Origin of the sequence: Rahnella sp. RcJ3, from assembly GCF_009498575.1 — a bacterium.
Classification (GTDB): Bacteria; Pseudomonadota; Gammaproteobacteria; order Enterobacterales; family Enterobacteriaceae; genus Rahnella; species Rahnella aceris.
The window spans coordinates 334,482-354,449 of sequence record NZ_QSNX01000002.1 but is presented as its reverse complement, the minus strand read 5'-3'; the positions used below and the strand labels follow the sequence as shown (position 1 = coordinate 354,449).

Sequence of the window (19,968 nt, the reverse complement as noted above, 5' to 3'; positions counted from 1 at the left end):
ATCAGCCGCCGTAAACATCAAAGTCGAAGTATTTTTTCGCCAGTTTGTCGTAAGTCCCGTCTTTACGCATGCTGTCAAATGCCTTATTCAGTGCGTCTTTCAGGTCAGTATCCGTCTTACGCAGACCCATGCCGGTGCCCACGCCGAAGAATTTATCGTCTTTAACTGACGGGCCAGCAAACGCGTAATCTTTACCTGCAGCCTGTTTCAGGAAGCCTTCGCTGCCTGCCACTTCATCCTGGAATGCCGCGTCAAGACGACCGGAAGCCAGATCCGCATAAATCAGATCCTGGTTCTGGTAAGCGACTACGTTGATGCCTTTTGGCTGCCACATCGCGTTGGCATAAGCTTCCTGAGTGGAACCCTGCAGAACACCGACATTTTTACCTTTCAGCGCATCCAGAGTAGGCAGAACTTTAGAACCTTTAGGCGCGATCAGACGGGCGTTAGCGGCGTAAAGTTTCTCTGTGAAATCAATTTCCTGCTGGCGTTTTTCAGTGATGGATAATGAGGAAATAATCGCATCAATCTTTTTCGCTTTCAGGGACGGGATCAGCGCATCAAAATCACTTTCAACGTAAGTGCATTTAATGGCTGCACGTTTGCACATCTCGTTGGCCAGGTCGATATCAAAACCAACCAGCTTGCCGCTGGAGTCTTTTGATTCAAATGGGGCGTAAGTCGGATCAGTACCGATATTAATTGCTTTAGGCACGGCAGCAAATGCACTACCTGCACTGGCTAAGACCAGAACCAGCGGGAGAACCTTGAACAACTTTTTCATACATTAGCCTCAGTGATTATTCATCTGTTGTGGTTGTGTGTGCGTGAATGAACGTCTTTTTATAGTTTGCTGAACGATGCAAATGGCTTTTTGCCAGATTTTCTCATGCACTTTTCGTGCCGTTTCTCCGCATCGCGACTTTCCGCAGCGAGAGAGTGAAAACCGGTCAAAAAAGCATCGGGATAATGAAAGTTTTCAAAGGTCTGAGGGAAGGATAGCTGAAGGGAGGTTTAACACTGCACCCCAATGAATCAAATTGTGATCATTGTTGGTGCAATGTAACTGAAGTGCGCGAAATGAGTGCGTATTGGGACGTGAAAGTTTAACGACTGCCCTGCCATCGAACAAATAAGTCTTCCGGCAGTTCGATATCAAACTGATCAATCACCCGGTTTACCGTCTGATCGATGATATCTTCCACCGAGGCCGGGCGATGATAAAACGCCGGAACCGGCGGCATAATGACAGCACCCAGTTCAGCGGCCTGGGTCATCAGCCGTAAATGGCCGAGATGCAGCGGCGTTTCACGCACACACAACACCAGACGGCGGCGCTCTTTCAACACCACGTCGGCTGCACGGGTCAGCAAACCGTCGGTGTAACTGTTTACGATGCCGGAAAGCGTTTTGATCGAGCAGGGCAAAATCACCATTCCGGCAGTTTTAAAAGAACCGGAAGAAATGCTGGCCGCGATATCGCGGGAATCATGCACCACATCGGCCAGCGCCTGAACGTCGCGTAGTGTGAGATCGGTTTCCAGTGTCATCGTCTGGCGGGCCGCATTGCTCATCACCAGATGTGTTTCGATATCAGGTACGCTCTGCAATACCTGCAAGAGCCTGACACCATAGATTGCGCCGCTGGCGCCGGAAATACCGACGATAAGTCGTTTCATGAACACTGCCTTAGAAAAATGAACCCGGACCCGGTGGTGCCAATACTGACATAAATTCAGGCATAAAAAAACGCGCCCGCCCGGTGTTCACCGGAGGGGCGCGTTTATGCGGATGTCAGCAACCGGCTAATCAGCCTTCGTTGTGCATCTCAAGGTTTTCAGCTTCCTGCTGGCCACGCAACGCCTGAGCGTCGTCATTGCGCAGGGCTTCGAGGTATTCCAGATAGTTCTGGTCAACGTCTTTGGTGACGTAAACACCGTCGAAAACTGAACATTCGAATTTCTCGATATCCATATTGTCTTCTTTCACTGCGGCGATCAGGTCGCTCAGATCCTGGAAGATCAAGGCATCAGCACCAATTATCTGGTTGATTTCACTGACTTCACGGCCATGGGCAATCAGCTCGTTCGCGCTTGGCATATCGATACCGTACACGTTCGGGAAACGGATTTCCGGTGCCGCAGACGCCAGATAAACACGTCGCGCTCCGGCTTCACGCGCCATCTCAACAATCTGTTGAGAGGTGGTGCCACGCACGATGGAGTCATCCACCAGCAACACGTTTTTATCACGGAATTCAGCGCGGTTAGCATTCAGTTTACGGCGTACAGATTTACGGCGTTCCTGCTGGCCCGGCATGATAAAGGTACGGCCGACATAGCGGTTTTTCACAAATCCCTGACGGTACGGTTTATCCAGGATGCGAGCGATTTCCAGCGCGATATCACAGGAGGTTTCCGGGATCGGGATCACCACGTCAATATCCAGGTCTTCCCATTCACGGGCAATTTTCGCGCCCAGCTTTTCACCCATACGAACACGGGCGCTGTAGACGGAAATTTTATCGATGAAGGAATCCGGACGCGCGAAATACACGTATTCGAACAGGCACGGATTGTACTGCGGGTTCTCGGCACACATACGGGTGAACAACTGACCTTTTTCGGTGATATACACCGCTTCACCCGGCGCAACGTCGCGCAGGAACTCAAAGCCCAGCGTATCGAGTGCCACACTCTCAGAAGCCACCATGTACTCATTACGGCCATCTTCCAGCGTACGTTTACCAATAACCAGCGGACGGATACCGTGCGGGTCACGGAACGCCAGCATGCCATGACCGATAATCATCGCCACACACGCGTAGGCACCACGGATTTTCAGATTCACTGCGGCAACCGCAGCAAAAATGTTGTCAGCTTCCAGCGGGTAATGCTGGAAACGATCCAGTTCACTCGCCAGGATATTGAGCAGGATCTCAGAATCGGACGTGGTGTTCACATGACGGCGCTGGCCTTCGAACAGGTTGCTGCGCAATTCGTGAGCATTGGTCAGGTTGCCGTTATGGGCAAGGGTAATGCCGAACGGAGAGTTGACGTAAAAGGGTTGAGCTTCTGAAGCGCTGGAACTGCCAGCCGTCGGGTAGCGCACATGGCCGATACCCATGTTGCCCTGTAAGCGTTGCATATGGCGGGCTTCGAAAACATCCTTCACCAGGCCATTCGCTTTACGTAAACGGAAGTTATTATTCGCGTCGATGGTGGTGATGCCTGCGGCATCCTGACCACGGTGTTGTAACACCGTTAACGCGTCATAAATCGACTGGTTTACCGGCATGAAACCGGCGATACCGACAATACCGCACATGTTGTCTTTTCCTCTTCAGCGCTGCCAAAACTAAATATGTTTTGGCAAGAAACTCGACGTGCTCTGCAGGTAGTCAAAGAACCACCTGATGATATAACTGAACTGTGGGATCAACTGGGATTGTTTCCAGTCTTCACTTTGCGAAAAACCGGTAAAAGTATCGAGGAAGAACAGCATCGCGGAGACAATTAACACCCCGCGCAGTGCGCCGAAGCACACACCTAACACCCTGTCAGTGCCGGACAACCCGGTTCTTTCAACCAGTGAACCAATCACATAGTTGACAATTGCACCTACGATCAACGTCGCGATGAACAAGATGGCAATTGCGATCCCGTTTCGAACTAACTCATCTTCGAAACGTGTGAAGTAGATGGCGAGGTAAGGGTAATAATGGCTGGCAACAAAAAAGGCGCAAGCCCAGGTTACCAGCGATAAAGCCTCACGAACAAAGCCACGGATCAAACTGACTAAAGCAGAAAATCCGATAACCGCAATAATGACGTAATCAATCCAGACCATTAACTATTCCAGTGTCTAATCCAGTCACATCTGCCCCGGCATCCAGTTCGCGGCGAATTCTAACAGAAAAAGAAAACGTTTGCGTAGGGGAAATCAGCCGGTCAGACAAATTAATAATAGCGATTAAAAAAACCTCAATCGCAGCATAAACCTATAAAAATCCAACCAGAGGATCTTATAGAAAAAGGGCACAAATCGCTTGTGCCCTCCGTGGTATTTTTTATGTTTTAACGACTCCCTCCCCTGCGAAGGGGAGGGTTGGGGTGGGGTATTAATGGCAACGTTGAATCTGGCGTTGCCCGCTAAACCCCCTCCCCGCCTCCCCCTTCGCAGGGGGAGGCGCAAAGTCAGTGTGCGGAGTAAGCGCGAACCTGCCCACCCAATCCGCTCAGCTGTTGCAGTTGCGGAAGTGACGCTTCGAGTTTTTGCTTCGAGGCATCCGGGCCGACGTACAGGCGCGTGATCTGCCCCTGTACCGGTGTTGCAGGCACTGTGTAAGCACGGAAACCAGACAACCGCAAATTCGCCACAATCTCATTGGCTTTGGCGGCATTTTTCAATGCGCCAAGCTGCACCACATAAGACTGCCCTGTCGGCGCTTTTTCTGCCGGCGCAGCCTTCGGCTGTTCAACCGGTTTTGGCTGTTCAGCAACGGCCTTCGGTTGCTCAACCGGTTTTGGCTGTTCGACCGGCTTCGGTTTCACCGTTGGCTTCGCTTCCACCATCGGTTTCGGTTCGATCACTTTGGGTTTTTGAGGAGCAGGCTGCACCGGTTTTTTCTGCTCAGGCAGTGTGGTGACCGGCGGCGCTTCTATCGTGGTATTACCCGGCGCCACATTGCCATGATTGGCGGCGTTGGTGTTATTGGCAGGACTTGTATCGTCCTGTTCACCATTCATCATCTGATCGGCACCTTCCGGCGGCTGAGCAGGCAAAGATTGCGTGACCGGTGGCACCAAGTCCTGTTCCTCAACATCACCCGGTTTTGGCACCAATGGAATAGACGCAAATTCGTCTTCGTAATGCTTTTTCTTGCCGTCGAGTAAACCAGGCAAAATGATGACACCCAGTGCCACCAGAATGACCGTCCCGACCAGACGATTTTGAAACTTACTTGCCACTGGTTTTCCCCGTGTCTATAGCATCCATTACGTGAGCTACGGTATGGAACGAGCCGCAGACAATCACAATATCCTGAGGAGCCGCCTCCTGCATAGCCTGTTTCCAGGCAGACTCCACATCATCAAACTGGCGCGCCTGCGGCAGATGGACGGTCAGTTCTTCGACACTGGCCCCGCGCGGGCCTTCCAGCGGCGCGCAATACCATTCATCCACCTGCGGCGACAGGCAAGCCAGCGTACCGGCAATATCTTTGTCTTTCAACATTCCGACGACGGCACGCACTTTGCCACCCTTTCGCGGCTGTTCCGCCAGACGTCCGGCCAGATACGCTGCCGCATGCGGATTGTGCGCGACATCCAGGATCAGCCTTGGCGATTCACTCACCGTCTGGAAACGTCCCGGCAAAGCAGCGCGCTGTAAACCGCTGCGCAACGCGGCTTCAGGGATATCCAGTGTTGAATAATGCAGTGCAGCCAGCGCGGTCGCGGCGTTAGCCAGCGGTACATTCGGCAACGGTAAACCTTCCAGCACGTTAACCTCATTACCTTCTTCCCGCGCTGCCCAGCGCCACTGTCCGGCATCCGCAGAAAAATGCCAGTTCACATCGCGGCGGTGTAAATCCGCATGTTTTTCCTGCGCAACCGCAGCAATGGATTGTGGCATATCCGGCTCACCAACCACGGCCGGTTTACCGGCGCGGAAAATACCGGCTTTTTCGCGGCCAATACTTTCGCGGTCAGATCCCAGCCAGTCGGTATGATCCAGCGCAATACTGGTGACGACAGCCACGCTGGCATCGACAATATTAGTCGCATCCAGACGACCGCCCAGCCCGACTTCAAGTATCACCACATCCAGCTTAGCCTGTTTAAACAGCTGCAACGCCGACAATGTGCCGTATTCAAAGTAGGTCAGCGAGATATCGCCACGGCCAGCCTCCAGCCCCGCAAAAGATTCGCAATGCGCAGATTCCGCTAATTCTTCCCCCTGAATACGGACCCGTTCAGTGTAGCGCACCAGATGCGGGGAGCTGTAAACGCCCACACGGTAACCCGCCGCCATCAGGATGGATTCCAGCGTCGCGCAGGTGGTGCCTTTACCATTGGTTCCGGCCACGGTGAAAACCAGCGGCGCAGGCGTCAGTAAGTCGAGTTTGGCGGCAACCGCTTTGACCCGGTCAAGGCCAAGCTCAATAGCCTGAGAGTGGAGATGTTCAAGATAATAAAGCCACGTGGCCAAAGGCGACGTGGCTTGGGGAATAAGTTGATTTTGCATGAGTCCCGTTCAACCTTGTCAGGTTCACTTCGACACTACATCACCAGACTGTGACAGCAGGCAATGCCCTCTTTGTCAGATCACACCAACAGAGTAAAAGCACGGCTGTCTGTTTTGCAGAAAAACAGTGTGGGCGGCACAACACGCGGTGGCCGCCCGAATAACTGACCGGCGTTTACCCTGTTCGATCAGGCATCCTGGTTGTCAGCGGCAGAACCGTTGACAGCAACATGGACGTCAGCCACTTTCGGCTCCGGTTGCCCGGTCAGTTTCGCCAGAACGCTGCCCAGTTTGGCGCGCATTTCCGGACGACGTACGATCATATCAATCGCACCTTTTTCGATCAGGAATTCACTGCGCTGGAAGCCCGGCGGCAGTTTTTCACGAACGGTTTGCTCGATAACACGTGGACCGGCAAAACCGATCAGCGCCTTCGGCTCCGCGACGTTAATGTCACCCAGCATTGCCAGACTGGCAGAAACACCGCCCATCGTAGGGTCAGTCAGTACAGAAATGTATGGCAGGCCACGTTCCTGTAACTTCGCCAGTGCTGCACTGGTTTTCGCCATCTGCATCAGCGACATCAGCGCTTCCTGCATACGGGCGCCGCCACTGGCAGAGAAACAGACCAGCGGGCAGTTATCTTCCAGTGCCTGCTCAACGGCACGCACAAAACGTGCACCCACGACGGACGCCATTGAACCGCCCATGAAAGCAAATTCAAACGATGCGACCACGATTGGCATGCCAAACAGCGTACCTTTCATGACGACCATGGCGTCTTTTTCGTTGGTTTCTTTTTGTGCTGCAACCAGACGATCTTTGTATTTCTTGGAATCTTTAAACTTCAGAACATCTTTAGGCTCAAGCTCACTGCCTAACTCAATCTCACTGCCCTCGTCCATGAAAGTGGACAGACGCATACGCGCGGTAAGGCGCATATGGTGGTCGCACTTAGGGCACACCATGAGATTGCGCTCAAGCTCGGCGCGGTAAAGGACCTGCCCGCAGCTGTCACATTTAGTCCAGACGCCCTCAGGAATACTTGCCTTACGGGTTTGCGAGTCAGTGCTCTTACTAAGAATTCGTTCAATCCAGCTCATCGATAACCTTTCTGTTTGAACCCGGCCGAAGCCAGTCCGCTGTTCATGCTGTAACAAGTCCCCTGAAACCTACCCAAAATCGCCTGTGTACGGGGTGATAAAAAACCTCACACACCGCGCCACAGAAGGGTTGTTCGCAGGAACAGACCATAAATTGTCGCTCATTAAACCATAACGGCCAGACACTGTGGATAAAAAACTGGTCCTACCCTCAGGTTTAATGCCTTAAATTTTAAAGCGCTTGCGTAAAAAACGTACGGAATTAATCCTGTTGACGCTTTTCTTTGGCCGCTGCGCGTTTGTGCCGCCAGATTTCAATCACACCCGGCAGGATGGAAACCACAATGATTGCCACGATCAGTAATTTCAGATTTTCCTGAACAATCGGCAGATCGCCGAAAAGGTAGCCAGCATAGGTAAATAACAGCACCCAAACCAGTGCACCAATCACGTTATACGCAGCGAAATGGCGGTAAGACATATGCCCCATACCGGCCACAAACGGTGCAAACGTGCGGACGATCGGCACGAAGCGCGCAAGAATAATCGTTTTGCCGCCATGTTTCTCGTAAAACTTATGCGTCTTGTCCAAATAACTGCGACGGAAAATCTTTGAATCAGGATTACTGAACAGACGTTCACCAAATACCCGTCCGATAGTGTAGTTCACCGCATCGCCGAGTATCGCCGCAATCGCCATCAGGAACGCCATCAGATGAACGTTCATGTCGTTGCCCGGCAACGCCGCCAGCGCACCTGCTACGAACAATAATGAGTCACCCGGCAGGAAAGGTGTCACCACCAGACCGGTTTCGCAGAACAAAATCAGGAATAAAATGCCGTAAACCCAGATGCCATACTGCGCAACCAGCTCCGCTAAATGCACATCAATATGCAAAATAAAATCAATGACAAAGTGAATAAAACCCATTTGATTTTCCACCTCTTTCCGGTTTAACAGCCCATTTAAACAATCGCTTGATCCGTTCCTTAATCTTCGAGGAACAGGGGTCCCATATTCACCTGAGGCAGCGCAAATTTCTCAGGGTAATCCACGCAGACCAGATATAACCCTTCAGGCTTGCCCGTAGCTGCCGCAAGATTGCGATCTTTCGCTGCCAGTAGCTCTCCCATCCAGCCAACAGGCTGATTACCGGCACCGATTTCCACCAGGCTCCCCACGATATTGCGCACCATGTGATGAACAAACGCATTAGCCTTGATATCGACCACCACATAGCTGCCGTGACGGCTCACATTCACATGCATCACATAACGCCACGGCGTACGCGACTGGCACTGTGATGCACGAAAAGACGTGAAATCGTTCTCACCCAGCAGCGCCTGACCGGCAAGCTGCATTTTTTCGACGTCGAGCGGCATGTGAACATGGGTCACGCCGGCATGCAAAATCGCTGAACGGTAACGGTTGTTATAAATAACGTATCGATACCGGCGGGCGGTGGCGCTGAAACGGGCATGAAAATCCTCGCCCACATTCGCACACCAGCGCACAGCGATATCTTTGGGCAAATGGGTATTCACCCCCATCGTCCACGCCGCGTCTTTGCGCAGCACCGGCGTGTCGAAATGCACCACCTGCCCCGTTGCGCTGACGCCTGCGTCTGTACGCCCGGCGCAAAACACGACGATCGGTGCATTGGCCACACGGCTCAGTGCTTTTTCCAGACACTCCTGCACGCTGGCGACGCCCTGCTGACGCTGCCAGCCAAAATAGGCACTGCCGTCATATTCAATGCCTAACGCCACACGTCCGGCAACCGGTGCGGTGCTGACGTCAGCGATCACTTCATCGGACATAATCAGTACCAGTACTCGTTAATCAGCTTCTCTGCGGTTTCCACCGCCATCAGTGCGCCGCCAAAACGGACGTTGTCAGCCACTGACCAGAATTGCAGTAACTCAGGAATGCCGTAGTCATTACGGATACAACCGATGCTCAGATTGGCATTACCGGACGCATCACTGACCTGCGTCGGGAAATCATCTTCATCGCTCAGATTAATATCATCAATGCGTTCGAGTTCAGCGCGCGCTTCTTCCGCTGACAGCGGACGCAAACCTTCCATATGAACCACCTGCGCGTGACCGTAAAACACCGGCGACTGCACGCAACTGACAGAAATCGGCAGCCCATCGTCCTGCAACACTTTGCGAACCTGATCCACCAGACGGCGTTCCTGACGCACACTGCCCTCTTCATCACTGACCAGCGGTAACAGGTTAAACGCCAGTTGTTTGCTGAAAATGCCTTCTTCTGCCGGAATGCCGTTCAGCAGACGGGCGCTTTGCCCGGCCAGATCGTCAACCGCGGCTTTGCCCAGCGCAGAAACGGAAAGCAAAGAAGTGACATGCAGACGCGACAAACCGGCCTGTTCGGTCAGTGGTTTGATGGCGGTCAGCAGTTGGCTGGTCAGGCTGTCGGCCACGGCCACGATATTGCGGTTGCGGTAATGAGACAGTGCGTCAGGGTTCACGCCCGGCACCACCAGAGGAATATCATGTTCAAGAGAGAACAGGCCGCTGCTGTCGATGACCAGACAGCCCTGATTTGCCGCTTCTTCGGCATACAAGGCAGAAGCCTCAGAACCCGCAACAAAGAACGCCAGTTGGACCTGCGACCAGTCGAACTCAGATGCCTGTTGTACGCGCAGACTTTTGCCGTTAAAACGCACGGTCTTACCGGCGCTGCGTTCACTTGCCAGCGGGAAGAGCTCACCAACCGGGAACTGACGATCAGCCAATAATTCCAGTAACGCATCACCGACTGCGCCCGTTGCGCCAAGCAGCGCAATATTCCAGCCATCAGACATGTTGGTATTCTCCAGAAAATAAAAGTACAAAATACAAGGGGCGATGATGATCACCGCCCTGTTTGCAAACGTGTTATCGCACCACTCGCGGCGAAAAAACTTAAGGCCGTTTTAAGCAGTGGCTAACTGGCTGTTAAAGCCCAGTTTTTTCAACACACCGGCGGTCGCCGCATCGTCGCAAATCACCCGTAAAGATGACCACTCACGACGTTCTTCATAGAACTTACGCAGCTTGTCGAATTCGCCCGGTTTTCCGGCGACACGGCGCAAAGGCCGGTCATCGCGGCGCACATCATACACTAAGTGAATAAGACGCAGCAGTTTGGCTTCGCTCAGCGCGCCACTCAGCGTCACTTCGGCAAATTCAGGCGCAGGGAGTAATGATTCCGGCGGCACCGTTTGTGGCTGACCGATAAACTGACTGAATGCTTCGAACACCTGTGTGGTGCCGCGTGCTTTCCCTTCCAGGCTGTAACCGGCGATATGTGCCGTGCCGATAGCAACTTTATCCAGCAACGCTAACGACAAATCAGGTTCCGGTTCCCAGACATCCAACACAGCCGTCAGTTTTTTGCTGCCATTCAGTGCGTCGAGCAGCGCGGCGTTATCCACCACCTCACCACGACAGGCGTTAATGAGGATCCGGTCAGCGGGCAGACGCGCCAGTAAATCCGCATCCACCAGATGATGTGTGGCATAAGGGCCGGACATATTCAGCGGCGTATGGAACGTCAGGATATCGGCTTCAGCGACCAGCTTCTCAAGCGGCCAGAATTCACCGGCATCACCCCGATCGGCTCGCGGCGGATCGCACAATAACGTGCGTACACCCAGCGCTTCAAGGCGGGTATTCAGACGTGAACCGACGTTACCGACACCAATGATCCCGACCGTTTTATCGCGCAGATGGAAACCGTCGCGCTGAGCAAGGATCAGCAAGGATGAGAAAACATATTCCACCACGGCAATGGCATTACAGCCGGGCGCGGCCGAGAAACCAATCCCTGCGCTGGCAAGCCATGCATCATCAACGTGATCGGTGCCCGCCGTGGCGGTACCCACAAATTTCACCGGTTTTCCCGCCAGCAAACTTTCGTTCACTTTGGTCACAGACCGCACCATCAACGCATCGGCATCATTCAGGGCATCTTGCGGGATAGGACGGCCAGGTACGGCCTGCACGTTCCCCAACCGGCTAAAAAGCTCGACGGCATACGGCATATTTTCATCAACCAGGATTTTCACGTTTGTCTCCGGCAGCATGGCCTAAAGAAAGAATAGAAAATAAAGAGGGCATTGATTTTGCCACGATACCGGGCCAGATCCCAACTTTCAGGGCACAGGTTTACCTGTCGTTACGAAAACGCTGCGGCGTGGTGCCGGAAACCTGCTGGAACATGGCGATAAATGCCGAAGACGAGCTGTAGCCCAGATCAAGCGCGACTTCCTGCACCGTTTTCCCCTGCTCCAGCAATGAGACCGAATGCAGGAAACGCAACCGCTGACGCCATTGGGCAAAACTCATCCCCAGTTCCTGCTGGCAACGCCGCGACAATGTTCGTTCGGTGGTATACACCTGCTTCGCCCATTGCGCCAGCGACGTATTATCCGCCGGGTTTTTCTCCAGTGCGCTCAGAACGGGGGCCAGTAATTTATTTTCCGATGTGGGTAAATAAGTGTTCTGACGGGGTGCCAGACTGATTTGATCCAGTAAAACGCGGCACATACGCAGATCCGTTTCACTCTGCGGCTCGGTCATATTCCGTGAGAAACAGTCATCAGCAATGGCGTTAAAAATGGCCGTCGGCGTCAGCAGGCAAGGCCCGGCGGGCAGATGGGTATCCAGCTCAGGCGCGATATCAATGACGCAAAAACGCGTGGTTTTACGGTTATAGCTTGAATGCTCAACCCCTGCGGGCACCCAGATAGCGAATTCACGCGGGGCCAGATAACGCTGTCCCGCCACGCGCATGGCAAGAACGCCGGATTTCACGCAGATAATCTGGCTCCACGGATGTGAATGCTCAACATACTCAGAATTCCCCTCCACAATTTCCCCGCGAAAAAGCAGGGTCACCGGCATCTTTTCCGGTAACGGCGGGTAATATCGGGGCAAAGAACTACGGGGCGCGGGCATAAATACCTTTTGTCTGTGAGCAACACGAGGATTGTCTGAATTACGCGATCAGTTGTCTGATTATCGTTATATATAACAAATAAGACAACCGTACACTGACGTGACGATTTACTCAGGAATAATATTCAATGAATGTGCTCTTTCCCCTGCTCGCCGTCCTGATCTGGTCGCTGAATGCTGTTGTCAGCAAAGCCTCGGCCAGCGCGATTGATCCTGCCGCCATTTCGTTCTACCGCTGGCTTCTGGCATTGCTGACGCTAACGCCTTTCGTTCTGCCCGGCATGCTGCGCAACCTTCAGGTGGTGAAACAATACGGGTGGAAACTGCTGATCCTCGGCCTGTTGGGCATGGTGCTGTATCAGAGTCTGGCTTACTACGCCGCACACAGCGTCAGCGCACTGTTTATGGGTATCCTGAATTCACTCATCCCGCTGCTGACCGTGCTGATTGGCCTGTTTGTGCTCAGTGTGGTCCCGACAGTGGGTGTGGCGCTGGGCAGTATTATTTCCCTCGGCGGTTTAGTCTGGCTGGTCAGTGCCGGGGATCCGGCGCAGTTGCTGCAACACGGCATCGGCACGGGCGAACTGATGATGTTTGCGGCTTCGGCCTCCTACGCGCTGTATGGCGTGCTCACCAAACGCTGGGCGATCCCGCTGCCGAACTGGCAGTCGTTGTATGTGCAGATCATTTTCGGCGTTTTATTGCTGCTGCCCAACTTCCTGCTCGCGAAGGATGTCAGCCTGACGGCACATAATATTCCGCTGGTGCTTTTCGCGGGGATCCCGGCGTCAATTATTGCGCCATTTTTGTGGATCCAGGGTGTGATCCGTTTGGGTGCCAATAAAGCGTCGATTTTCATGAATCTGTCGCCGATTTTCACTGCGGTCATCGCCGTACTGTTTCTGCACGAACAGTTGCACAGCTATCATCTGATTGGCGGAGGTATCACGCTTGCCGGGGTCATTCTGGCACAGCGTTTGCGCAAGCCGCTGTTCACCCGTAGCGCGTCCACGGAACAAAAATAAATTCTCTCAATCGTATGCCATCCTCACTGAAGAGGGTGGCGTCTTCCCTCCACTTTCTGCTTTCGCGCCCCGCCAGACGTTTTTAGCGGCTGTTTTAGGAAACAATATCCTGAAGAATCTTTCTCAGCCTTGCTATTCACTGTGTCGATTAAAACACTTTGCAGGTATGATGAGGCGCTTCCGCGCTCTGCGCCGTGCTTTTTACTTATCATTGAGTTTAAGCGACGTTTTAAATTTCCAGCGAAGGACGGTGATATGCAACCTTTGAGCGGCCCGGGCATGCCGGTTGGCGACAACAGAACACAACCCCAGGGTCAGACCGTTCCGGCTAAAGCAGGTACTGAGCTGCCATTAACGCCGGTACAGCGCACCACGCTGGAAAAACTGATCGTCAAACTGATGGCACTGACGCCAATCAAATCTGCTGAGATCTGGGCCAATTTGCGCCACGATCTTGCGTTGCCTCACGGTGCAGAAATCACCTCGCAGCAATTCCCGCAGGCCGAAGCGCTGTTGCAGGGAAAACTCTCGCAGGCGCAGGACAGCCATGCCTCGCGCCAGCTGATGCTGCAACTAACTGAGCTGCTGCCGCAGGGTAATAACCGGCAGGCGGTGAGCGATTTTATCCGCCAGAATTTCGGTCATACCGTACTGAGTCAACTGACGCATCCGCAGTTGCAACAGGTGCTGGATCTGATCCAGACCCGTCAGATGAATATCCCGCAGCCCCAGCAGACGCCGGTCACCGATCGTCCGTTGCTGCCTGCCGAACACAACAGCCTGCAACAGCTTGTCACCCGCCTCAGTGCAGCCACTGGCGAAGCCCCGGTGAAAGTCTGGCAGGAACTGTTTACCCTGGTTGGCGTGAAAGTGGGCGAACCTATACCGGCGAAGCATTTTCAGGTGCTCAGCCAGTTTATGCAGGTGAAAGCGTCACTGAGCCAGCAGACCACCGCACCGACGCTGACCACATTGCTGAGCGTGCTCAAGCAACCGGCCAGCACCCATGAAATTCATCAGCTAACGGAATACGCCGAAAACCGTTTCAGTGCGACGCTTTCCACGCCGCTGACGCAGGTTCAGGTCAGTGATCTGATTGGTGTGCTGTTCAGCCAGCGGGTTGACCGTTCTCCACGCGCCGATGATACAGACGATACATTCACCACCGTGACACGGACCGATCCTCAACCGATCATGAATCCGTTTATCGCGATGTTGCCGCCGTCCATGCAGGCGATGGGCGGCAAGCCGCTGTTGTTTATCGCGTTCGTGGTGGTCGTACTGCTGTTGTGGTTGCTGTTTTAATCCTGCAATAACGCCCTATCAACAACCGCAATCTGGCGGCATTTGTTCCCGTGAATACTGTCCGCGTTCTTCACCTGGCGTAACCGGGTGCTGATCGCGGATCCAGAAATCCAGCCCGCCAATCATTTCCTTTACCCTGAATCCAAGTTTCGCCAGTTTATACGCGCCCTGCGTTGAACCGTTGCAGCCGATTCCGTCGCAATACGTCACGTACACCAAGTCTTTGCTAAGTTCGCGGGTGCTTTCTGCTGTCATCAGTTTATGCGGAAAACTGACCGCGCCCGGCACATGGCCGCGTGCATAATGTTCAGCAGAACGGGTATCAATAACCACAATTGCGCTCACACCGTTTTGTAAATCCGCCGCGACATCGGCGGCATCAGTATAAAAACTCAGTTTCGACAACAAATACGCAGCACTGATTTCAGGTGACGGTGGTGCGAATCCCAAAACATAAGACTCTTGTTGCATAAACGCTTCCTCATTAAGTGATATGGCTGAAAACAGTTCCATCATCGCTGTTTTTGGTCTTATGATTAATGCCAATTTCAAGCCGATGATAAGACCCATTATGCCAGCACTGTCTCAGCCCTCTGCACTGATTACGCTTTTCGAAAACACAGCGACCAACGGTTCAGGCGCTGCGGCAGGTTTGCGTGACCGGCTGTGTGCTGCGTTGCGGCAGGCCATCAATTCCGGCGCGCTGGCTGGCGGAGAACGCTTGCCCTCTTCCCGCATTCTGGCCTGTGATCTGAAACTCTCACGGGTGACCGTGGAAGCCGCCTACGCGCAGGCAGAAGCGGAGGGTTATCTTCAGCGCCATACCGGCAAAGGCACCTTTGTCAGCCAGTCACTGCCCCGCGCCCCGTCCTCCCGAAACAGTAAAGTCATCCCACCGGGATTGGCGGGATTGTCAGCGCGCGGAGAGAAAATTGTCGCGACCGGCGGTTGTCGTGATCCGCAATCGCCCGTCGCCTTTGCAGCCGGTTCGCCTGATCTGCGCGCCTTCCCGCTGAAAATCTGGAAGCAAATTACCGCCAGACAACTGCGGACTCAGGGCGAACGTCTGCTGGGATATGGCGACCCGCAAGGGTATTTGCCGTTGCGCGAGGTGCTGGCCAGCTATCTTCAGCAGTCACGCGGGGTCATTTGCAGCGCTGAACACATCCTGATCACCACCAGTTCTCAGCAGGCATTACAACTGCTGGCGATGCTGCTGATTGATCCGGCGGATAGGGTTTGGGTTGAGCAGCCGGGATATCCGGGCGCCCGCAACGCGTTTGCCAGTGCCGGAGCCGACATTTGCGCCATTGCGGTGGATGAGCAGGGAATGGCGCCGGAAGCTGATTCACCCGTGCCACGCCTTATGTACCTGACACCATCACACCATTACCCGACCGGTGTCAGCCTGAGTTTGTCACGCCGTTTACACCTGCTCGAATACGCGAAACGTCACAACAGCTGGATCATCGAAGATGATTATGACAGCGAACTGCATTACGACGGGCGACCGCTTCCGGCCATGCAGGGGCTGGATAAACATCAGCGGGTTATTTATGTGGGGACGTTCTCGAAAGTTTTATTTCCGTCTTTGCGGCTGGCCTATGCCGTATTACCGCCTGCGCTGGTGGCGCCAATGGTGATGATGCGCACCGTGAATGACGGCCATTCTTCGCAACTGATGCAGGCCGTCACGGCGGAATTTATGCAGGCCGGGCATTTCGCTTCACATCTGCGCTTGTCACGTCAGCTTTACCATAGCCGCCGTGATCATCTGCTGGCGCAAATTAAGCAAAAGATTGAATGGCTGACACCTCAGGTGGCAGCCGGAGGGCTACAACTCGCTGCCCGTCTGCCTGCCGGGCAGGAATCGCATTTCAGCGCCCTTGCCGCACTGGCTGGCGTTGAGACGCCACGGCTTTCACCTTTGTTTACCGCCAGCGCCGGTGTAATGACACAACATCAGGACGGCTGGCTGCTGGGGTTTTCAGCATTAACCCCCGCTGAAATCACCGCCGCCGTGAACCGTCTGGCTTCGCTGCAGGTGCCTGTCATTTAATAAACAGCGTCAGCAATAGCCAGCCCGTGATGACGCTGAACAGCAGGAACGGGAAAGAGTAATAGTGAAACCGCAGCCAGATCTTTTTATCATTCGCCATGCGTAACGCGATGAGATTGGCCAGTGAGCCTATCGCCAGCCCGAAACCGCCGGCATTGACGGCATAAGCCAGCAGCGGCCCGGAAGGTAAATAGTTGATCATCAGGATCGTCGCAGGCACATTGCTGATCACCTGAGAAAGCCCGATGCTCAGCAGATAATGTCCGTAATCTGGCAAGCTATGAATGTGGGTAAACGCAGGCTGCAGGGCATTCAACCCGACCAGTAAACGCACATCGATAAACATCACGATAAACACCAGGATCAGCGGCCAGTCGATACGCAGCAGAACATTCCGCGCCAGCAATAAAAAGCACAGGATCACCGCCAGCAACCCATACAACGCCAGCCCCAGATCGACACAGGCAATAAACACCACGTAAAGGATGACGCAGCTAACCAGCAGACGCTTGCGGAAAGGGTATCCCTGATTGTTTTCAATCTTTTTCAGACTATGCGACGGAAAACAAAACCAGGTCACCAGCAATAATGCAGCCAGGGTTATCAGCGCCAGCGGTGCCATCTGCCCGATAAAATGCAGGAACGACTGACCGGATTTATTCCATAGCAGGATATTTTGCGGATTACCGATCGGCGTAAGCAGCGAACCGGCATTCACCGCCAGCGCTTCAAATATAATCAGCCGCGTCACCGGCAACGACGTCAGTTTCTTCAGCGTGATCGTCAGCGGAATCACGATGAACAGTGCGACGTCATTGGTCATAAACGTGGACAGCAGCGCCGCCGCAGTGACCAGAAACAGCGCCAGCCGCCGCTCATTGTCGATGGCGTTAATCATCTTACGGCCAACAAAATCAAAATAACCGCTGACCTCAACGCCCTTGGTCAGCATCAGCAAACCCAGCAAAGTGACGATCGTGTCCCAGTCCACAAACTGCGGGAACCGGCTGATTTTCTCCGGCTGGAACAGGGTCAGAATGACGCCAAGCAGGATTAACAGATGCAAAAATCTGTCACGTAAAAAAGGCTTCAATACAGAGCCAGATGCCGCCATCAACATGTTTTTTTCTTCTCTGATCAGAATGCGCTGACGTTACCCGAAGAATTTCGCCGCTGCCAGCGGATAACATCGATCAGCATAAAAATAAGTAAACTCGCGCCCATTACTGGCAATGAAATTGCCAGACCGAGCGTGATCACCAAAATCGGGCATTGCAGGCTGAACGGCACCGACGTCCAGGTTTGTAGCAGAGTAACAACCGGATGACTACCGTCATTGCTGACAGTTCTGCGCAGCCACCACAGGCGATATCCCCAGGTAATCATCACGCAAAGTCCGACACCAAAAATCACCAGGATGGCCTGATTCCAGACGCCGAACAGAATCCCCATATGTGCATCCACGCCCCAGCGGGTGAGTTTGGCGAGCAACGGGAAATCAGCAAACCGCACGTGATCGATAATCTGCATGGAGCGGGGATCGACGGACACCGCATCCACCTGCGTCGGCCAGCGGCGATCAACTTCCGTCACCGTCCAGGCTTTCTCCGCACTATACGTTGGACGGATTTCAATCTTGTTCGCCGCAATGCCAGACTCACGCGCCGCCTGTACCACTGCATCAAAAGTCTGTGCAGAAACAGCGACGGCTTGCGGCACAGCAGGCATTTTATGCGCAGACATGTCCATTCCCGGCATATCAGGCATGTCTGCCATCTGCGCATGATGTTCCGCATGTTCATCCGCAGGTGCGGCGGCCGCCTGCGGATCCAGACTGGTTTTCACGGCAGGCGTCATCCAGCCCATATACGCGCGCAGCACACCGATATTGTCACCCGCCCATTGCGACCACGTCAGGCCGGTAGCGGAGAAGAACAGTAAGCCAGCCAGTAAACACAGGCCGAGCGTGCTGTGCCAGCGGCGGCTGTGCTGCTGTTTTTCCGCTTTCCCGCTGACCTTACGCAACTGGCGGGGTTGACGGCGGCCAGTGAACCAGAGCACGACGCCGCCCAATGCCGCTACCCACAACCAGGAGGCGGCGAGTTCGCTGTAAATACGCCCCGCATCACCGAGTAGTAAGCCGCGATGTAAATCATCCAGCCAGGTGCGGAACGGCAAAATGCCGCTGGTGCCGTACACCGTCATGTCCCCTTTCACCGCCAGCGTCACCGGATCGATGAAAATCGCCCGGCTTTTGGAGGCGCCCAGTTGCGGATCAGAAAACATGACCCGGGTGGTCTCACCGGCAGACGGAGCCGGTCTGACCGCATAAATCTGTCTATCCTGGCCGGTTACGTTTAGCGCCGCATCAATCTGTCGGGAAAGCGGCTGCGGTTCACCGTGTGAGGAGGTGAAGAGCGCATCAGAATAGAGATAATTTTCGAACTGAGGGGTCAGCACATACAACGTACCGGTGAGTGCCGCGACAAAAATAAACGGTCCGACGAACAGGCCAATGTAAAAATGCACGCGGCGCAGCAACGCCAGAAAGGCCGCTTGTGCAGGCATTTTTTTACCCGCGCTGGCAGGCAGGTTTGCAGGTTGATTCATAAATCTGATTTCCTGAATTTCAAATAGCACACCGTCAACAGCGATAAAAATCGCGGTTAACTTGAAAGAAATTATTCAGAGGCTGTTACAGAAAAACAGGTGGTGCGCGGGGTTGGGAATCCGTGAAAAACAGCGAAGGGATAAGACGTTGTATAACAGCGCGCGGAGGGGCACGGCTGGAAAAATCCAGCGACCACAGCATCGGCATGGCCTGTAAATCGAGCATCGGTAAATGCACCAGCAGCACGCAATAACCGCAGGCAGCATCGCTCATTTCACCGGAAAGCATCGCTTTCACCGCATCCTGCGGCGCTGATTTACAGGCTTGCTTCTGACAATGTTCCATCGATGATGCGTGATGGCCTGACATATTCATGTCAGCCATATCTGCATCCGGCATATCCATGTCCATATCGGACATCACCATGCCGGACATCATCATATGCTGCGCACCCTCAGCCACCAGCGATTTAGAAATCACCGGCGCAATAAACAACATCAGGATCGCCACTATCCCGAGCCAGGCCGGAACATGCAGATGTCGATGATGGATGTGTCTGAGTGAGAGCATTATGTCAACAAGGTGAAAATAAGAAGCGGCGAAATTGTACCTGAATTGTTGAGAAACATATCCAAAATCATTCGAGTT

At 53.6% G+C, this 19,968-nt stretch carries 19 protein-coding genes; 3 read left to right on the top strand and 16 right to left on the bottom strand.

What is annotated here, in order from left to right; genetic code table 11:
• Position 1: 1 nt before the first annotated feature.
• From argT to DXU84_RS04270, 12 genes are all read right to left on the bottom strand, one after another.
• Complete coding sequence (gene argT / locus DXU84_RS04325) at positions 2-784, bottom strand: lysine/arginine/ornithine ABC transporter substrate-binding protein ArgT (RefSeq protein ID WP_013574564.1); 783 nt, start codon at positions 782-784, stop codon at positions 2-4.
• A gap of 322 nt (positions 785-1,106) precedes the next feature.
• Positions 1,107-1,679: a UbiX family flavin prenyltransferase gene (locus DXU84_RS04320; protein WP_013574563.1), complete on the bottom strand. Its 573-nt coding sequence runs from the start codon at positions 1,677-1,679 to the stop codon at positions 1,107-1,109.
• A gap of 130 nt (positions 1,680-1,809) precedes the next feature.
• Positions 1,810-3,327, bottom strand: coding sequence for an amidophosphoribosyltransferase (gene purF, locus DXU84_RS04315; protein ID WP_013574562.1), 1,518 nt, complete (start codon positions 3,325-3,327; stop codon positions 1,810-1,812).
• Positions 3,328-3,357: 30 nt separating this feature from the next.
• Entirely contained in the window at positions 3,358-3,849 is a 492-nt protein-coding gene (gene cvpA / locus DXU84_RS04310) for a colicin V production protein (RefSeq protein WP_013574561.1), read from the bottom strand.
• A 347-nt stretch (positions 3,850-4,196) separates the two neighbouring features.
• Positions 4,197-4,970 carry a cell division protein DedD gene (gene dedD, locus DXU84_RS04305; protein WP_370461719.1) on the bottom strand — a complete coding sequence of 258 codons (774 nt, stop codon included), beginning with the start codon at positions 4,968-4,970 and terminating at the stop codon, positions 4,197-4,199.
• Positions 4,960-6,246, bottom strand: a complete 1,287-nt coding sequence (gene folC / locus DXU84_RS04300) for a bifunctional tetrahydrofolate synthase/dihydrofolate synthase (RefSeq protein WP_013574559.1) — start codon at positions 6,244-6,246, stop codon at positions 4,960-4,962. The genes dedD and folC overlap by 11 nt, the downstream gene beginning before the upstream one ends.
• Before the next feature lie 188 nt (positions 6,247-6,434).
• On the bottom strand, positions 6,435-7,349 hold the full coding sequence (gene accD, locus DXU84_RS04295; RefSeq protein ID WP_013574558.1) for an acetyl-CoA carboxylase, carboxyltransferase subunit beta: 915 nt from the start codon (positions 7,347-7,349) through the stop codon (positions 6,435-6,437).
• 262 nt (positions 7,350-7,611) lie between these two features.
• Positions 7,612-8,280: a DedA family protein gene (locus tag DXU84_RS04290; protein WP_013574557.1), complete on the bottom strand. Its 669-nt coding sequence runs from the start codon at positions 8,278-8,280 to the stop codon at positions 7,612-7,614.
• A 59-nt stretch (positions 8,281-8,339) separates the two neighbouring features.
• Positions 8,340-9,170, bottom strand: coding sequence for a tRNA pseudouridine(38-40) synthase TruA (gene truA, locus DXU84_RS04285; RefSeq protein ID WP_013574556.1), 831 nt, complete (start codon positions 9,168-9,170; stop codon positions 8,340-8,342).
• 2 nt (positions 9,171-9,172) lie between these two features.
• Positions 9,173-10,183 carry an aspartate-semialdehyde dehydrogenase gene (locus tag DXU84_RS04280; RefSeq protein WP_013574555.1) on the bottom strand — a complete coding sequence of 337 codons (1,011 nt, stop codon included), beginning with the start codon at positions 10,181-10,183 and terminating at the stop codon, positions 9,173-9,175.
• Between the two features lie 111 nt (positions 10,184-10,294).
• A complete protein-coding gene (gene pdxB / locus DXU84_RS04275; RefSeq protein ID WP_112151215.1) occupies positions 10,295-11,428 on the bottom strand; it encodes a 4-phosphoerythronate dehydrogenase PdxB in 1,134 nt (377 codons plus the stop codon).
• Between the two features lie 100 nt (positions 11,429-11,528).
• Positions 11,529-12,320 (bottom strand): helix-turn-helix domain-containing protein, encoded by a 792-nt coding sequence (locus DXU84_RS04270; protein ID WP_037036224.1) that lies wholly within the window; start codon positions 12,318-12,320, stop codon positions 11,529-11,531.
• Positions 12,321-12,448: 128 nt separating this feature from the next.
• On the opposite strand from DXU84_RS04270, the gene DXU84_RS04265 reads away from it, so the two are divergent.
• Both DXU84_RS04265 and flk read left to right on the top strand, forming a co-directional pair.
• Complete coding sequence (locus tag DXU84_RS04265; protein WP_153374927.1) at positions 12,449-13,345, top strand: DMT family transporter; 897 nt, start codon at positions 12,449-12,451, stop codon at positions 13,343-13,345.
• Positions 13,346-13,600: 255 nt separating this feature from the next.
• The gene (gene flk, locus DXU84_RS04260) at positions 13,601-14,650 is read left to right on the top strand and encodes a flagella biosynthesis regulator Flk (protein WP_013574551.1); all 1,050 of its coding nucleotides are present in this window, start codon (positions 13,601-13,603) and stop codon (positions 14,648-14,650) included.
• 18 nt (positions 14,651-14,668) lie between these two features.
• Here flk and DXU84_RS04255 read toward each other — a convergent pair whose 3' ends face one another.
• Positions 14,669-15,121 (bottom strand): rhodanese-like domain-containing protein, encoded by a 453-nt coding sequence (locus DXU84_RS04255; protein ID WP_153374925.1) that lies wholly within the window; start codon positions 15,119-15,121, stop codon positions 14,669-14,671.
• 100 nt (positions 15,122-15,221) lie between these two features.
• On the opposite strand from DXU84_RS04255, the gene DXU84_RS04250 reads away from it, so the two are divergent.
• Positions 15,222-16,709, top strand: coding sequence for a PLP-dependent aminotransferase family protein (locus DXU84_RS04250; RefSeq protein ID WP_228388939.1), 1,488 nt, complete (start codon positions 15,222-15,224; stop codon positions 16,707-16,709).
• Here the strand turns inward: DXU84_RS04250 and DXU84_RS04245 are convergent.
• From DXU84_RS04245 to DXU84_RS04235, 3 genes are all read right to left on the bottom strand, one after another.
• The gene (locus DXU84_RS04245) at positions 16,702-17,829 is read right to left on the bottom strand and encodes an SLC13 family permease (RefSeq protein WP_153374921.1); all 1,128 of its coding nucleotides are present in this window, start codon (positions 17,827-17,829) and stop codon (positions 16,702-16,704) included. The two genes, DXU84_RS04250 and DXU84_RS04245, sit on opposite strands and share 8 nt — an antisense overlap.
• 17 nt (positions 17,830-17,846) lie before the next feature.
• Positions 17,847-19,319: a PepSY domain-containing protein gene (locus tag DXU84_RS04240; RefSeq protein ID WP_153374919.1), complete on the bottom strand. Its 1,473-nt coding sequence runs from the start codon at positions 19,317-19,319 to the stop codon at positions 17,847-17,849.
• 85 nt (positions 19,320-19,404) lie between these two features.
• The gene (locus tag DXU84_RS04235) at positions 19,405-19,890 is read right to left on the bottom strand and encodes a DUF2946 domain-containing protein (protein ID WP_112151220.1); all 486 of its coding nucleotides are present in this window, start codon (positions 19,888-19,890) and stop codon (positions 19,405-19,407) included.
• Positions 19,891-19,968: the final 78 nt, after the last annotated feature.

Bases quoted from the DNA above. Each gene is read 5' to 3' on its own strand.
- DXU84_RS04240 (WP_153374919.1), bottom strand. From the start codon at position 19,319: ATGAATCAACCTGCAAACCTGCCTGCCAGCGCGGGTAAAAAAATGCCT.
- DXU84_RS04245 (WP_153374921.1), bottom strand. From the start codon at position 17,829: ATGTTGATGGCGGCATCTGGCTCTGTATTGAAGCCTTTTTTACGTGAC.
- purF (WP_013574562.1), bottom strand. From the start codon at position 3,327: ATGTGCGGTATTGTCGGTATCGCCGGTTTCATGCCGGTAAACCAGTCG.
- DXU84_RS04280 (WP_013574555.1), bottom strand. From the start codon at position 10,183: ATGTCTGATGGCTGGAATATTGCGCTGCTTGGCGCAACGGGCGCAGTC.
- DXU84_RS04290 (WP_013574557.1), bottom strand. From the start codon at position 8,280: ATGGGTTTTATTCACTTTGTCATTGATTTTATTTTGCATATTGATGTG.
- truA (WP_013574556.1), bottom strand. From the start codon at position 9,170: ATGTCCGATGAAGTGATCGCTGACGTCAGCACCGCACCGGTTGCCGGA.
- flk (WP_013574551.1), top strand. From the start codon at position 13,601: ATGCAACCTTTGAGCGGCCCGGGCATGCCGGTTGGCGACAACAGAACA.
- DXU84_RS04265 (WP_153374927.1), top strand. From the start codon at position 12,449: ATGAATGTGCTCTTTCCCCTGCTCGCCGTCCTGATCTGGTCGCTGAAT.
- accD (WP_013574558.1), bottom strand. From the start codon at position 7,349: ATGAGCTGGATTGAACGAATTCTTAGTAAGAGCACTGACTCGCAAACC.
- DXU84_RS04255 (WP_153374925.1), bottom strand. From the start codon at position 15,121: ATGCAACAAGAGTCTTATGTTTTGGGATTCGCACCACCGTCACCTGAA.
- DXU84_RS04270 (WP_037036224.1), bottom strand. From the start codon at position 12,320: ATGCCCGCGCCCCGTAGTTCTTTGCCCCGATATTACCCGCCGTTACCG.
- argT (WP_013574564.1), bottom strand. From the start codon at position 784: ATGAAAAAGTTGTTCAAGGTTCTCCCGCTGGTTCTGGTCTTAGCCAGT.
- DXU84_RS04320 (WP_013574563.1), bottom strand. From the start codon at position 1,679: ATGAAACGACTTATCGTCGGTATTTCCGGCGCCAGCGGCGCAATCTAT.
- cvpA (WP_013574561.1), bottom strand. From the start codon at position 3,849: ATGGTCTGGATTGATTACGTCATTATTGCGGTTATCGGATTTTCTGCT.
- folC (WP_013574559.1), bottom strand. From the start codon at position 6,246: ATGCAAAATCAACTTATTCCCCAAGCCACGTCGCCTTTGGCCACGTGG.
- DXU84_RS04235 (WP_112151220.1), bottom strand. From the start codon at position 19,890: ATGCTCTCACTCAGACACATCCATCATCGACATCTGCATGTTCCGGCC.
- DXU84_RS04250 (WP_228388939.1), top strand. From the start codon at position 15,222: ATGCCAGCACTGTCTCAGCCCTCTGCACTGATTACGCTTTTCGAAAAC.